Below are 13,585 nucleotides of genomic sequence, written 5' to 3' on the forward strand. Positions count from 1 at the left end.
CCCCGCCTCCGAGCGCTGCGGCGGTCGCGATCCTGCGAGCCGCCCGCGCCACCCCCGGTGTCCAGATCACGTGGTGTGCCCCCCTCAACCACACTCGGCGGTAGCGTTTGTCTGAAACTAGCCGAGCGCCCGCCACCCTCTGGGGATCTCGGCTGCTGGCAAGCTGACCAAGCTTCGGTAAAGAAGGTGAACACCGCGGTGCGCGTTTACGATTCCCTGGTCGAGCTGATGGGGAACACTCCGCTCGTCCGGCTGCACAAAGTCTCCGCCGGCCTGCCCGCCCAGGTGCTCGCCAAGGTCGAGTACTTCAATCCGGGCGGTTCGGTCAAGGACCGCATCGCCGTACGCATGATCGAGGCCGCCGAGCAGTCGGGCGCGCTGCGCCCGGGCGGCACGATCGTCGAGCCGACCTCCGGCAACACCGGCGTGGGCCTGGCCATCGTGGCGCAGACCAAGGGCTACCGGTGCGTCTTCGTGGTCCCGGACAAGGTCGCCCAGGACAAGATCGCGGTCCTGCGCGCCTATGGGGCCGAGGTCGTGGTCTGCCCGACGGCCGTCTCGCCGGACCACCCCGAGTCCTACTACTCGGTCTCCGACCGCCTGGCCCGGGAGATCCCGAACGCCTGGAAGCCCGACCAGTACACCAACCAGAACAACCCCGACTCCCACTACTACTCGACGGGGCCGGAGCTGTGGGAGCAGACCGAGGGCCGCATCACCCACTTCGTGGCGGGCGTGGGCACGGGCGGCACGATCAGCGGCACCGGCCGCTACCTCAAGGAGATCTCCGGCGGCCAGGTGAAGATCATCGGCGCTGACCCCGAGGGCTCGGTGTACTCGGGCGGGTCAGGCCGGCCGTACCTGGTTGAAGGGGTCGGCGAGGACATCTGGCCGGCCACCTACGACACCACGATCTGCGACGAGATCATCGCGGTCTCCGACAAGGACTCCTTCAACATGACCCGCCGCCTGGCCCGCGAGGAGGGCCTGCTGGTGGGCGGCTCGTGCGGCATGGCGGTCGTGGCGGCGCTGCAGGTGGCGGCCCGTGCGCAGAAGGACGACGTGGTCGTGGTGCTGCTGCCCGACGGCGGGCGCGGCTACCTGTCGAAGATCTTCAACGACGACTGGATGGCCGACTACGGCTTCCTGACCACCTCGTCCGAGGAGGGCCTGGTCGTCGACGTGCTGGCCCGCAAGGGGGCGTCGCTGCCGGAGTTCGTGCACGTGCACCCGCACGAGTCCGTGGGCGAGGCCATCGCGATCATGCGGGAGTACTCAGTCTCCCAGCTCCCGGTCATGAAGGAGGAGCCGCCGGTCATGGCGGCCGAGGTGGTCGGCTCGATCCTGGAGCGCGACCTGCTGGAGGCCCTGTACCACGGCCGCCTGCGCGCCGAGGACCCGATCGCCGAGCACATGTCCCAGCCGCTGCCCACGATCGGCGGCGGCGAGCCGGTGGCGCGGGCGGTCGAGGCGCTGGAGAAGGCCGACGCCGCGGTCGTGCTGGAGGACGGCAAGCCCGCCGGGCTGATCACCCGGCAGGACCTGCTCGCCTTCCTCGCCAACCACTAGGGCCGCCGACCACTAGGGCTTCTTGATCATCTCGATCACGGCGCTGAGCCCGTCGGCGCCGTGCCCTTCCTTGTCGGTCCGCTCGAACAACGCCTTCAGCGCCTCGGGCATGGTCGTCTCCAGCCCGGCGTCGCGGAAGGCGTCGAGCGCGTGCTCGGCGCCGACCGCCATCATGTGCATGCTGTTCAGCTCGCCCGGGTACTCACCGGCCTCGATCTCGTCGGACAGCTGCTGGAGGAAGCCCATCGGCCCGTCCGAGGCCAGCAGGCCGACGGTCTCCTTGAAGTACGGCAGGCCCTGGGCGGGCTTGACCCCGGCGGTACCCAGCAGCGCGGTGGCGTGCATGAAGCTCGTCAGCGTCGACCAGAACACGTACAGCTGGGCCTGGTAGAAGAGCATGGCCAGGCCCGGGTCCGTGCCGACGTCGACCACGTCGCCCAGCGTCCGCAGCGTCTGGGTGTGCCGCTCGATCACCTCGCCCGGCCCGCTGTAGAAGGCGTACGATCCCGGCTGCCCGATGCCGGGCGGGGGCACCATGATCCCCGCGGTCACCAGCACGCCACCCTGCCCGGCCACCCACGACGCCGCCTCGCGCAGCACCTTCGGGCTGTCGGAGCTGAGGTTGACCAGCACCTTGCCCTTGAGGTCCACCCCGGCGAGGCTGTCGTACATCGCGCGATAGTTCAGCTGGCTGATCACCATGAGGTCGCCCGCCGGCCGTTCGGCCAGCGTGGCGCCGCGGGCCACCAGCGGCGCCGCCTTGCTCGCCGTCCTGTTCCAGACCGTCACGTCGTATCCCGCGTCGAGGAACCGCTCGGCCATCGTCGCGCCCATCGGCCCGAGGCCGACCACTGTCACCTGGTTTGTCATGGCTTCACCGTGCCGCCGCCCGCCACGGAATCCCCACGGGCCCGCTACGGGTTTAATCCGTATGTGGTGAGTTTCGGGGTACTGGGTCCGCTCGTGGCATGGGACGACTCGGGGGAACCGTTGCACGTGGCCGAGCCCAAGGTGCGCGCGCTGCTGGCCGACCTGCTGGTCCACGAGGGCCGTTCCGTCTCGGCCGACCGGCTGATCGAGGACCTGTGGGGTGCGCGTCCCTCCCGCAACCCGGTCGGCACCCTGCAGGCGCGCATCTCGCAGCTCCGGCGGGCGCTCGGCGATCCCGGCGCGATCGTGCGCGGGCCCGGCGGCTACCGGGTCGTGGCCCGGCGGGTGGACGCCTCCGGGTTCGAGGAACTGCTGGCCCGCCGTACCTCCGCGCCGCGCGAACGGGTCGCCGAGCTGGAGGAGGCGCTGGCGTTGTGGCGCGGGCCCGCCTATGCCGACGTGGCCGACCTCGACTTCGCCCGGCCCGCGATCACGCGCCTGGAAGAGCTGCGGCTGGCCGCCGTCGAAGAGCTGTCCGAGGTACGGCTGGCGTTGGGGGAGCCGGTCGAGGTGGGGGATCTGGTGGCCGGGCACCCGCTGCGCGAGCGGTTGCGGGCGGTGCACATGCACGCCCTCTACCGGGCCGGACGGCAGAGCGAGGCGCTGGCCACCTACACCGACCTGCGTGAACGGCTGGCCGGGGAACTGGGGCTCGACCCGTCGCCGGAGGTGGTCGACCTGCACGCGCGCATCCTGCGCCAGGACCCCGCCCTGGCCGCCGCCCCCGGCCCGGCCGGAGCGGCCGCGGCGCGCGGGCTGCCCGCGGCGCTGGTTGCGCTGGTCGGCAGGGACGGCGAGCTGGAGGAGGTGGCGGGGCTGCTGGCCCGCGAGCGGCTGGTCACGCTGACCGGTCCCGGCGGCGTCGGCAAGACCAGCCTGGCCCTGGAGGCGGCCCGCCGCGATGCCCAGCACCCGGATGGCGTTCACCTGGCCGAGCTGGCGGGGACCGCGCATCCGGCCGACGTCCTGGCCGCCGCGATCGGGGTGCGGGACGACTCCTCGACGCCCCTGGAGACCAGGATCGCGCAGGCGCTGCGCGGGCGGCGGGTGCTGCTCGTGCTGGACAACTGTGAGCATCTGGTCGAACCGGTCGCCCAGCTCGTCGCCGCCCTGCTCAAGGCGGCGCCGGAGCTGCGCGTGCTAGCCACCAGCCAGGAGCCGCTGGGCGTGACCGGCGAGCGGGTCCACGTGGTGCCGCCGCTGGCCGAGGACGACGCGGTGCGGCTGTTCGCCACGCGGGCGGGCATCGAGCCCGGTCCCGCCGTACGCACGATCTGCCGCAGGCTGGACGGCATCCCGCTGGCGCTCGAGCTGGCCGCGACCCGGGTGCGGGCGCTCGGCGCCGACGAGCTGGCCAGGCGGCTGGACGACCGGTTCCGGCTGCTCAGTTCGGGGATGCGCGACGCTCCCGCCCGGCAGCGGACGCTCCGGGCGATGATCGACTGGAGCTGGGAGCTGCTGAGCGAGCCGGAGCGCCTCGTCCTCAGGCGGCTGGCCGTACACGCCGACGGATGCACGCTGGAGGCGGCCGAGCAGGTGTGCGCCGAGCCGGGACACGACGTGCTCGACCTGGTCGCGCGGCTCGTGGACCGCTCGCTGGTCACGCCGGGGCCGAGGTACCGGCTGCTGGAGTCGGTCGCCGCCTACGGGGTCGAGCGGCTGCGCGAGGCGGGCGAGTACGACCTGGTCAGAGAGCGGCACACGCGCTACTACACGACGCTGGCCGAAAGCGCCGAGCTGCGCGGGCACCGGCAGCGGGAGTGGCTCGACCGGCTGGACCAGGAGAGCGGCAACCTGCGGCTGGCGCTGGAGGGACCGGAGCCGCTGCGGCTGGCCAACGCCATGGCCTGGTACTGGTTCCTGCGCGGCCGGCTCGGCGAGGCCCGCAGGTCGCTGGCCTACGCCCTGACCAGAGGCGGACCGGCCGGCCAGAGCGCCATGGCGGCCATGTGGCTGGCCGGGTTCACCCGCGTGATCGGCGAGCCCGCGCAGGCCGTGCCGTACCACGACCTGGACCCCTGCGGGCGGGCCGTGCACGACTGGTTCCTGAGCCACGTGTCCTGGGCCTATGGCGACTTCGCCGTCCACGACGACCAGGTGGAGAAGGCGCTGGCCGCGTTCACGGCGCTGGGGGAGCGCTGGGGCGTCGCGGCGGCGCTGACGCTGCGGGCCAAGCTGGCCGTCAGCCGCGGCGACCTGGCCACCATGGACCGCGACGGCGCCCGCGGCCTGGCCGTCTTCAGCGAGCTGGGCGACCGCTGGGGGCAGGCCGAGGCCATGGAGGTGCTGGACATGGTGGCCGAGATCCGCGGCGACTACGCGGAGGCGGCCAGGCTGCGCGAGGAGGAGCTGCGCCTGGCCGGGGAGCTGGGCATCGTCTCGCCGTTCAAGGTGTCCGGGCTGGGCCGGCTGGCGCTGCTGGAGGGCGACTACGCGCGGGCCGACGACTACCACGAGCGGGCGCGGGCGCTGGCGGTCGAGCAGTCCTTCAAGTCGGCCGAGGAGCACGCGGTGATCGGGCTGGCGATCAGCGCGCGGCGGCAGGGCAGGTACGGCGCGGCCGAGGACTACCTGCTGCCGTGGTTCGCCTGGCTGCGGCAGGTGGGCGGCACGGCGGGCATCGCGTTCGCGCTGGCCGAGCTGGGTTTCGCCGCCGAGCAGCGGGGCGATGCGGAGACCGCGCTGGCCAGGCAGCAGGAGGGCTACGCGAACGCCCGCGCCACCGGCGACCCGCGGGCGATCGCGCTGGCGCTCGAAGGGCTGGCGGGCGCGCTCTCGCTGGCCGGCCGCGCCGAGGAGGCCGCCCGCAACCTGGGTACGGCTGCCGCCCTCCGCGCGTCGGTGGGGGCGCCGCTGCCCGCGGGGGAACGGCTGGACGTCGAGCGGGCCACGGACCGGATCCGGGCGGTCCTGGACGAGGAGGAGTTCGCCGCGGCCTTCCGGTCAGGGGAGTCGGATCTGGAGGAGCGGCTTCACGCCAGCGGGAACTCCGCGATCACCTCCCAATAGCCCTCCGGCGTGGGCCCGGCGAACAGCCTGCCGCCCAGCGCCTCCACCCGCTCGGCCATGCCCACCAGCCCGAACCCGCCGCCCAGCCGGGCCACCCTGGGGTCTGCGGCCGAGCCGAAGTTGCGCACGCGCAGCCGCACCACGCCGGGGAACACCCGCAGGTCGGCCTCCACCCAGGCGGTGCCGGGGGCGTGCTTGCGCACGTTCGTCAGCGCCTCCTGCAGCACCCGGTGGAGCGTGGTGACGACCTCGGGCGGCAGGGTCGAATCGTCGATGCCCTGGCCGATCTCGAAGGCCACCTTGGGCCCGCCGGCCGAGAAACGGTCGGTCAGTATCCGCAGGTCGGCCAGCCGGGTGCCCGGTCTGCGCTCGGCTTCGTCCTCCGCGCGCAGCACGCTGACCAGGCGGCGCATCGAGGTCAGCGCCTCGGCCCCGGCGCCGGCGATCGCGTCGAGGGCGGGCACGACCGCCTCCGGCTTCATCTCGGCCACGGTCTTGGCCGCCTGCGCCTGCACCACGATGCCGGTGATGTGGTGGGCCACCAGGTCGTGCAGCTCGCGGGCCAGCTCCAGGCGTTCGGCCCGCCGTACCGAGAAGACGGCCTCCGTGCGGCGCTCCTGCTGGAAACGCAGGTAGCCGCCGATGCCGGCGGCCAGCGACCACCCGCCGAACAGCAGGAACGAGAAGGCCAGCCCGCCGTTGTTGTAGTCGCGGCCGGAGCCCTCGGCCATGAGCACGACCAGCGCCACCACGGACAGGACCGCGGCCCTGCGCACCGGCTCGACGTTGCGCAGCACCCCGATGGTGAGGATGAGCAGGGAGCCGCTCTCGGCCATGCCGGGCAGGCCGTTGTAGTTGGTGCCGCCGATGACCACCGAGGTGACGAACGACAGGGCCAGCAGCAGCGTGAAGCCCTCGACCCGGCGCTTGCGCCTGGCCAGCACGGCCACGATGCCGACGCCGCCGCAGACGGGGACCATCCACTGGGGGCCGCCGACGGAGTAGGCCGCGATCATGTCGATCATGAGCAACAGGCCCAGCCAGCCGACCATGGCCAGCTCGCTGAGCCGGCGAATCCAGTAGACGAAGCGCTTGGTGTCCCCCACGGACCCGAGCCTAAGCCGGAAGTCGGAGGCCACGTATCAACCGTTCGGCCGAGTCACGTCGCCGCAGACCAGACCTTCAGCGGAGGTGGAACAAGGGGTCGGTCGCCGATGCTTGATGGTGTCGGAAGGGAGACGGGGAAATGGTTGTCATCGGATTCGTGCTACTGGGTGTCGGTCTCGTGGTGGGCGTGCTGCTCGCGCTGGCCGACCCGGTCATGCTCTCCCGGATCAACGGGGAGCCCGCCGAGGGGGCCAGCGGCCGTCACATCAACGTGCCGCCGCGCGGCGCCGACGCTGAGGTGGTTTACGTAGTTGAGGAGCTTGCTCCGATACGGCTGCCGCGGCGCGGCGCCGCTGAGCAGAGCGCGCCCAAGGCGGCCTGAAGAGCGAGGCTCGCCGCGGGCATGGCGCGCGAGCCTTGGGGGAGGGATCGGCCCGCGAGACCGTTGGGGGACGGAATCGCGGGCCGATTCCGTTACCGTGGCGGGTATGAGCAACGGTTTCGAGACTTTGGCCATCCACGCAGGTCAGGAGGCAGACCCGCTGACCGGCGCGGTGGTGCCGCCGATCTACGCCACGTCCACCTACAAGCAGGACGGCGTGGGCGGGCTGCGCAACGGCTATGAATACAGCCGCTCGGCCAACCCGACCAGGACCGCGCTGGAAGAGGCGCTGGCCGCGGTCGAGGGCGGGGCGCGCGGGCTGGCGTTCGCCTCCGGCCTGGCCGCCGAGGACACCGTGCTGCGCACCGTGTGCAGGCCGAACGACCACGTCATCATCCCCAACGACGCCTACGGCGGCACCTACCGGCTCTTCGCCAAGGTCAACGAGCGCTGGGGGCTGCGCTACGACCCGGTGCCGCTGGGCAGCCTGGACGCCGTGGCCGCGGCGATGACGCAGAAGACGAAGATCGTCTGGGTGGAGACGCCCACGAACCCGCTGCTGGGCATCGCCGACATCGCGGGGCTGGCCGAACTGGCCCACGACAACGACGCGCTGCTGGTCGTGGACAACACGTTCGCTTCGCCGTACCTGCAGCGACCGCTGGAGCTGGGGGCCGACATCGTCGTGCACTCGACGACCAAGTACGTCGGCGGGCACTCCGACGTGGTCGGCGGGGCGCTGATCGCGCGCTCGAAGGAGCTCGGCGACGAGCTGGCCTACCACCAGAACGCGATGGGCGCGGTGGCCGGGCCGTTCGACGCGTGGCTGACGTTGCGCGGGCTCAAGACGCTGGGCGTGCGCATGGACCGCCACTGCGACAACGCCGAGCGGGTGGTCGACCTGCTGCTGTCGCACCCGAAGGTGACCCAGGTGCTCTATCCGGGTCTGGCCGAGCACCCGGGCCACGAAGTGGCGGCCAAGCAGATGAAGCGGTTCGGCGGCATGGTCTCCTTCCGCGTGGCCGGGGGCGAGGAGGCCGCGGTGGAGGTCTGCAACCGCGCCGAGCTGTTCACGCTGGGGGAGTCGCTGGGCGGGGTGGAGTCGCTCATCGAGCACCCGGGCCGGATGACCCACGCCTCGGCGGCCGGTTCGCCGCTGGAGGTGCCGGCCGACCTGGTGCGGCTGTCGGTGGGCATCGAGACCGTCGACGACCTGCTCGCCGACCTCACCAAGGCGCTGGGCTAGTCCGGCACGACCATCAGGAAGAGGATCGCCAGCCAGATCAGCGAGACCACACCGGCGATGGCGGCGATCCTGCCGGTCTGGACCTTGGCGTCGTCGTCCGGGCTCTCGCTGGTGAGAACCCGGACGGCGATCTTCAGATCGCGCTCGACGATGATGATGAGCACGGCTGCGACGATGAACAACGTCATCGACGCGGTCATGTTCCACTTGCCCAGCAGACCTCCGCCCGCCATCACGCCCGCGGCGACGCCGAAGATCAGCACGCCGAGGGCGAGCAGGGCGTAGAGGCGGGTCGAGCGGTGGATGAACGTCAGCAGGCCGGTGTTCTTGTTCCTGATGGCGCGGGGGGCCGCGTGGGTGAGCGCGGTGAGGGGCCCGATCGCGAAGATCGCGAAGGCGATGTGCAGCCAGATGAGCACAGACATGCCGCAGAGACTAGTCCCCGGCGATCTCGGGCTGGGGCCCGACACTCTCTTCCTTCTTGCGGGAGCACTGCATGCACAGCTCGAAGGACGCCACTGTGACGATCATCAGGACGACGATGAAGATCATGGCGAACATGGCACTCCCTCCTTCCCCGAATATCCTCCGTAATGACTAGACGCCATGGCAACGGAATAAGTTCAGCGCGGGTATCGTTGCCTATCCGCCGTTTTTCCTTACCGTTTGGGCACAAGGGGGTGCCGTCGTGGCCGTCAGGCACGTCGAGCCGTACACCGACGAGTGGCAGGAGCAGCCGCAGGGCTATGTGAGGCAGGTCGTCGACGAGCTCGGCGCCGAGGTCGCCGAATGGTGGGAGGGGCCGTGCGAGCCGCGTGAGGTGACGGTCCTGCTGGGCGACGGCTCCGCGCTGGTGTGGGACGAAGAGTGCGGCTGGCGGCGTGGCCGCTTCCTCTCCGGGGGCCGTGCCGAGCACACCGAGCTGGACGAGGTGCGCTATCTGGGTGGTGGGCTGTTGCCCCGGCCCGAGCGGGTTCCCGCGGCCCTGTCGGACGCGCGGCTCGGGATCGGTGCCAGCAGCGCCTGGCGGCCCTGCTATCGATCGCACCGCAACTGCCGGGACGGCTTCGATGTGGCGCTGGACTTCTATTCCGGTTTGGTGGTCAAGTAGTCGTCGCACTCCCCGCAGTCGTGGCTGTTGAGCCGGTGGAGGCCGAGAATCCCACGGGTGCAGCGGGAGAACGGCCCTGGTGCGCGGCCACCAGGTGAGCCGCGCCAGTCCTCTCTGAGGACACTCAGCACGATCATGAAGAACGTGCCGGTCGCACCCCCGATCAAGGCGATCGGGATCATGAGATACACATCCATGGGTAATTATTGATCCCGCCCCCTGCCCTACAGCAATAGGTGGTCATAGAAGCAGAACCACCAGGTCATCTGGGTTGGCGGAATACAATTGACTACACTTATTGGAATAAGTGGCCCTGGCCCGAGTAGTCGATTTCGTAGGCCAGGTGAGTGAGATCTCCCGCGTAGACGGAAATGGTCAGCCTGAGCGGCCGCTCGGCCGAGTAGGCGGTCCTGATCACCTCCAGCACCGGCACCCCGGGCCGGCGGCCGAAGAACGCGGCCTCCGTGGGCGTCGGCATCCTCGTCATCACCTCGTCGCGGTGCCGTACCTGCACGTGGCCGTGGTCGGCCAGCTCGCGGATCGTGCCGTGCTCCAGGTCCATGGGTAACATCAGCCCGGTTCCCTGGGCCACGTCCATGGGGTAGAAGGAGTCCTGCAACGACCAGCTCTGGCCGTCGATCAGCCGGTGCGAGCGGCGCACGACGACCACGGAGTCCTCGGGAATCTGCAGGTAGCCGGCGATGAGCGGGCCCGCCTTGCGCAGCTCCATGCTGAAGCCCTCCTGCGCCGGCGTCCGGCCCTGCTCCTCCACCGAGGAGGTGAAGGCGTCCTTGCCGCTGTCGCTGCGCAACCCCTCCACGTTCGACATCACCATGGTGAAGGTGAGCCGCGTGTTCACGTACGTGCCGAGCCCCTGGCGGGTCTCGACCAGGCCCTGGTTGGCCAGGAGCGCGATCGCCAGCCGGATCGTGTTGGTGGAGACGCCGAAGAGCTGCTCGAGCTCCGACTGCGACGGCAGGCGCTGGCCGGGCTGGAGCGACCCGGAGACTATCTTTTTCCGCAGGTCATCGGCGACCTGGCGGTAGAGGGGCTCGGACATGGCATCATTGTCCGCTTATTGGTATGAGCGGTCTAGGTCCTGCCTTTACAGCGCGCCGATCCGGCGGGAGTATTTCTTGCCCCTTCTCTTCCCCTTGCGGAAAGGCTAAACGGATGCCGGTTCCCTACAGTCAGGAATGGCTTGCACTCCCCTTGGGATATGTCGCGGCCGTCGCGGCCGCGGTGGACCACGTGGCGTGGTGGGACGACCCCTTCGATCCCCGGGACGCGACGATCCTGCTGGCCGACGGCGACGCCCTGGTGTGGGACGAGGAGAGCGGGTGGCGGCGCGGCAGGTTCGTCTCGGGGCGGAAGGGCGTGCGGACCGTCTTGGCCGGTGAACGTTACCTGGGCGGCGGGGTGCTGCCGGAGCCCGCCGCGTTGCTGAGGCGGGGCGGCAGCCGTACCAAGATCGTGCACCGCTCCTTCCGCGACCTGCACGACGGCTTCGACGTACGGCTGGCGGCCTTCAGCGCGCGCGGCGCAGGCGCAGGAAGTCGCTGACCACGTACTCGCCCAGCCGTTCCGCGCTGGGCGAGAACACCCGTCCGCCGTTGCGGCGGGCCACCTCGTCCACGAACTCGCGCAGCCGGTCGTCGGCGGCCAGCATGAAGACGTTGATCGTGGCGCGGCGCCTGGTCATCTTGTCCACCTCGGCCAGCGTCAGCTCCAGCGTCTCGTGCGAGGGCGGCCACTCGAAGGCCGAGCGGCCGTTGCGCATCAGGTGGGCGGTGGGCTCGCCGTCGGTGACCACGAGCACGACGGGCTCGAAGTCGGGGTGGCGGTCCAGGTGGCGGCCGGCGATCAGCAGCGCGTGGTGGAGGTTCGTGCCCTGGACCATGTCCCAGTCGAGCCCGGCCAGCTCGTCGGGCTGCAGCACTCGCGCGTAGTTGGAGAAGCCGATGATCTGCACGGCGTCCTGCGGGAACTTCGAGGCCACCAGCGCCTGCAGGGCGAGCGCCGTCTGCTTGGCCGCCGCCCAGGTGCCGCGCAGCGCCATCGAGTAGGACAGGTCCACCAGCAGGCAGACCGCCGCCGCGGTGCGCCGCTCGGTCTCGGCGACCTCGAAGTCGTCCACGGACAGCTTCAGCGCCCCGCCGGTCCTGCCGCCGTTGCGGATGCCGTTGACCAGCGTGCGCACCACGTCGATGGGCTGCTCGTCGCCGAAGCGCCACGGCCGTGAAGCGCCGGTCAGCTCCCCGGCGGAGCCGGCGTCGTGCTGGTCGTGGTCGCCGCGGCGGCCGGCGTCGAGGGAGGCGAAGACCCGGCGCAGCGCGGTCTCGCCGAGCCTGCGCACGGCCTTCGGGGTCAGCTCCAGCTTGCCGCGCCGGCGCAGCAGATAGCCCTGCTCCTCCAGCTCGCGCTCGATGCGGCGCAGCGCGTCCAGATCGTCCACGGCCGAGCGGCCCAGGGCGCGGCGGACCGCGGCCTCGTCGATGTCGTCCAGGCGGGCGCCGGGGTAGTCCTGGCGCAGCGCCGCCTCCAGCTGGGTGAGGTCGGCCAGCTCCTCCAGGGCCGTGACGGCGTCGCCCATGCCGAGCGGCTCGTCGCCGGTGAGGCGTTCCGGGGTGTTCCAGGCCAGGTCGGGGCGCCGGGAGGTGAGGGCGTCGCCGAGGCGGCGCATCTGCTCGCCGAGGCCGGCCTGCTCCAGCGTCTGGTTGATGAGGTTGCTCAGCTCCTCGCGCTGGCGCGGGGTCATCGAGGCCAGCATGCGCTGGGTGGCGGCGGCCCGGCGGGCCAGGATGTCGACGAGCTCCTCGAGCGTGCGCGGCTTCTCCGGGAACATGTCCCCGTACGCGGCCATGAACTGCTCGAAGTCCTGCTGCGTGTGCTCGCCGCGGGCGTCCCGCTCCAGCATGTCGTTGAGCGCGGCGACCATCTGGCGCACCCGCTCCATGGCCGCCGGGTCGGGGTTGGCCAGCGCGTCGCGCAGGCCGCGGAACTGGGTGTCCAGCACCTCGCGGCGCAGCAGGTCACGCAGTTCCTCGAAGGTCTGCCTGGCCGCCGCCGAACGCCACTCGTAGCCGGTCAGCTCCTGGATCGCGCTGGCGGTGTCGTCGGGCAGGGCGTCCAGCTCGGCCTCACGCATCCTGGCCGCGTCGGACGGGTCGGGGAACAGCTCGGCGCGCTCCTGGCCGATGGCCTTGTCCAGCAGCGCGCGGGCCTTCTCCAGGGTGCCGTCCAGGCGGCCGCTCTCCCGTAGTTCCCGGCGGCGGCGCCGTACCTCGCGGAGCATCTCGTCGAGGCCGCGGCGCTCGCGGGCGCCCGGGAGGCCCCGTTTGAGGAGATCGCGCAGGGCGTGCACGGGCGTGGAGCCGGACAGGATCGCATCGCCCATCTCATCCAGTGCCGCCCGCACGTCGTACGGCGGCGCTAGGGGGTCCGGGCCTTCCTGATACTCGCCATAGCGGTATGCCACCGTCCCACGCTAACCCGAGTTGCCCTGCTATGCGTCCCCGAAGACCTCCCATACGCTGAGCAGCTCGTTGCTGAAGGGGTTGTAGTGGACGGTGGCCAGTTTGGCGCCCTTGAAGACCTTGCCGAAGTCCTTGTTCGTGCAGCCCTTGGTCCCGAGGCCGCCCTGGTCGGCGTTGACCGGTTCGCCGGTCAGCCAGCCGTCGGCGCACTTCGCAGTGACCCGGTTGAACGTCAGGCGCCAGGTGTAGGTCAGGTGGCGGGCGCCGAGGCTGACGGTGTCGGCGTCCACCCGCTTGATCAGGCCCTTGGCGGACTTGGTGTACCACTGGGCGGGCTGGAACTCGCTGACCTTGATCGCCTTGCCGCCCGAGTAGGTGATCTTGACGGGGTTCGGGCCGAGCTGCAGGGTGAAGGCGAGGTCCTTCGGGGTGCAGCGGGTCGTGCCGAGACCGGCGGCGTCCTGGGCGGTGCGGCCCTCGGTCTCCTTCAGGCCGCAGGCGACGGTCAGGCGGCGGAAGGCGGCGCCGCCGTACCCGAGCCTGAGCTCCTTGGCGCCGGTCTTCGTGGCGAGCCTGTACCTCTTGCCGTCGCGGGTGGCCGTGATCGGCGTGATCCGCAGGGTGTTCGTGCCGTCGGCCCAAGCGTAGCCGTACACGGTCTGGCTGGTAGCCGCCTGTGCGGGCGTGGCCAGGGCGGCGACGGCGAGTGAGGCGATGAGAAGTGAGCGCATTGGGCGGTCCCCCGGTGTCGTGAA

At 71.1% G+C, this 13,585-nt stretch carries 13 protein-coding genes; 6 read left to right on the forward strand and 7 right to left on the reverse strand.

The annotated features are described in order from the left end of the window. Positions 1-198: 198 nt before the first annotated feature. Positions 199-1,569 carry a cystathionine beta-synthase gene (locus tag FVE25_RS24540; protein ID WP_157249380.1) on the forward strand — a complete coding sequence of 457 codons (1,371 nt, stop codon included), beginning with the start codon at positions 199-201 and terminating at the stop codon, positions 1,567-1,569. 12 nt (positions 1,570-1,581) lie between these two features. Here the strand turns inward: FVE25_RS24540 and FVE25_RS24545 are convergent, their stop codons facing one another. Next, positions 1,582-2,439, reverse strand: coding sequence for an NAD(P)-dependent oxidoreductase (locus FVE25_RS24545; protein WP_157249381.1), 858 nt, complete (start codon positions 2,437-2,439; stop codon positions 1,582-1,584). Between the two features lie 93 nt (positions 2,440-2,532). Between FVE25_RS24545 and FVE25_RS24550 the strand changes: the two genes are divergently transcribed. Next, on the forward strand, positions 2,533-5,508 hold the full coding sequence (locus tag FVE25_RS24550) for an AfsR/SARP family transcriptional regulator (RefSeq protein WP_219825624.1): 2,976 nt from the start codon (positions 2,533-2,535) through the stop codon (positions 5,506-5,508). On the opposite strand, the gene FVE25_RS24555 is transcribed toward FVE25_RS24550, so the two are convergent. Beyond that, positions 5,472-6,614 (reverse strand): sensor histidine kinase, encoded by a 1,143-nt coding sequence (locus FVE25_RS24555; protein ID WP_157249383.1) that lies wholly within the window; start codon positions 6,612-6,614, stop codon positions 5,472-5,474. The genes FVE25_RS24550 and FVE25_RS24555 overlap by 37 nt on opposite strands. Positions 6,615-6,754: 140 nt before the next feature. Here FVE25_RS24555 and FVE25_RS24560 point away from each other — a divergent pair, with 140 nt between their 5' ends. Continuing rightward, positions 6,755-6,997 (forward strand): hypothetical protein, encoded by a 243-nt coding sequence (locus FVE25_RS24560; protein ID WP_157249384.1) that lies wholly within the window; start codon positions 6,755-6,757, stop codon positions 6,995-6,997. A 106-nt stretch (positions 6,998-7,103) separates the two neighbouring features. Then, a complete protein-coding gene (locus tag FVE25_RS24565) occupies positions 7,104-8,243 on the forward strand; it encodes a cystathionine gamma-synthase (protein ID WP_157249385.1) in 1,140 nt (379 codons plus the stop codon). On the opposite strand, the gene FVE25_RS24570 is transcribed toward FVE25_RS24565, so the two are convergent. Both FVE25_RS24570 and FVE25_RS56370 read right to left on the reverse strand, forming a co-directional pair. After that, positions 8,240-8,668, reverse strand: a complete 429-nt coding sequence (locus tag FVE25_RS24570; RefSeq protein WP_157249386.1) for a hypothetical protein — start codon at positions 8,666-8,668, stop codon at positions 8,240-8,242. The two genes, FVE25_RS24565 and FVE25_RS24570, sit on opposite strands and share 4 nt — an antisense overlap. Positions 8,669-8,678: 10 nt before the next feature. Continuing rightward, entirely contained in the window at positions 8,679-8,804 is a 126-nt protein-coding gene (locus tag FVE25_RS56370; protein ID WP_281367882.1) for a hypothetical protein, read from the reverse strand. A 127-nt stretch (positions 8,805-8,931) separates the two neighbouring features. On the opposite strand from FVE25_RS56370, the gene FVE25_RS24575 reads away from it, so the two are divergent. Continuing rightward, complete coding sequence (locus tag FVE25_RS24575; RefSeq protein ID WP_157249387.1) at positions 8,932-9,354, forward strand: DUF6292 family protein; 423 nt, start codon at positions 8,932-8,934, stop codon at positions 9,352-9,354. Positions 9,355-9,649: 295 nt separating this feature from the next. Here the strand turns inward: FVE25_RS24575 and FVE25_RS24580 are convergent, their stop codons facing one another. Beyond that, positions 9,650-10,414, reverse strand: a complete 765-nt coding sequence (locus FVE25_RS24580; RefSeq protein ID WP_157249388.1) for a GntR family transcriptional regulator — start codon at positions 10,412-10,414, stop codon at positions 9,650-9,652. Positions 10,415-10,527: 113 nt separating this feature from the next. Here FVE25_RS24580 and FVE25_RS24585 point away from each other — a divergent pair, with 113 nt between their 5' ends. Further along, the gene (locus FVE25_RS24585) at positions 10,528-10,917 is read left to right on the forward strand and encodes a DUF6292 family protein (protein WP_157249389.1); all 390 of its coding nucleotides are present in this window, start codon (positions 10,528-10,530) and stop codon (positions 10,915-10,917) included. Here the strand turns inward: FVE25_RS24585 and FVE25_RS24590 are convergent. Both FVE25_RS24590 and FVE25_RS24595 read right to left on the reverse strand, forming a co-directional pair. After that, a complete protein-coding gene (locus FVE25_RS24590; RefSeq protein ID WP_157249390.1) occupies positions 10,883-12,832 on the reverse strand; it encodes a vWA domain-containing protein in 1,950 nt (649 codons plus the stop codon). The two genes, FVE25_RS24585 and FVE25_RS24590, sit on opposite strands and share 35 nt — an antisense overlap. A gap of 27 nt (positions 12,833-12,859) precedes the next feature. Continuing rightward, positions 12,860-13,561 (reverse strand): hypothetical protein, encoded by a 702-nt coding sequence (locus FVE25_RS24595; RefSeq protein ID WP_157249391.1) that lies wholly within the window; start codon positions 13,559-13,561, stop codon positions 12,860-12,862. Positions 13,562-13,585: the final 24 nt, after the last annotated feature.

It is taken from the genome of Nonomuraea typhae (assembly GCF_009760925.1).
Taxonomy (GTDB): domain Bacteria; phylum Actinomycetota; class Actinomycetes; order Streptosporangiales; family Streptosporangiaceae; genus Nonomuraea; species Nonomuraea typhae.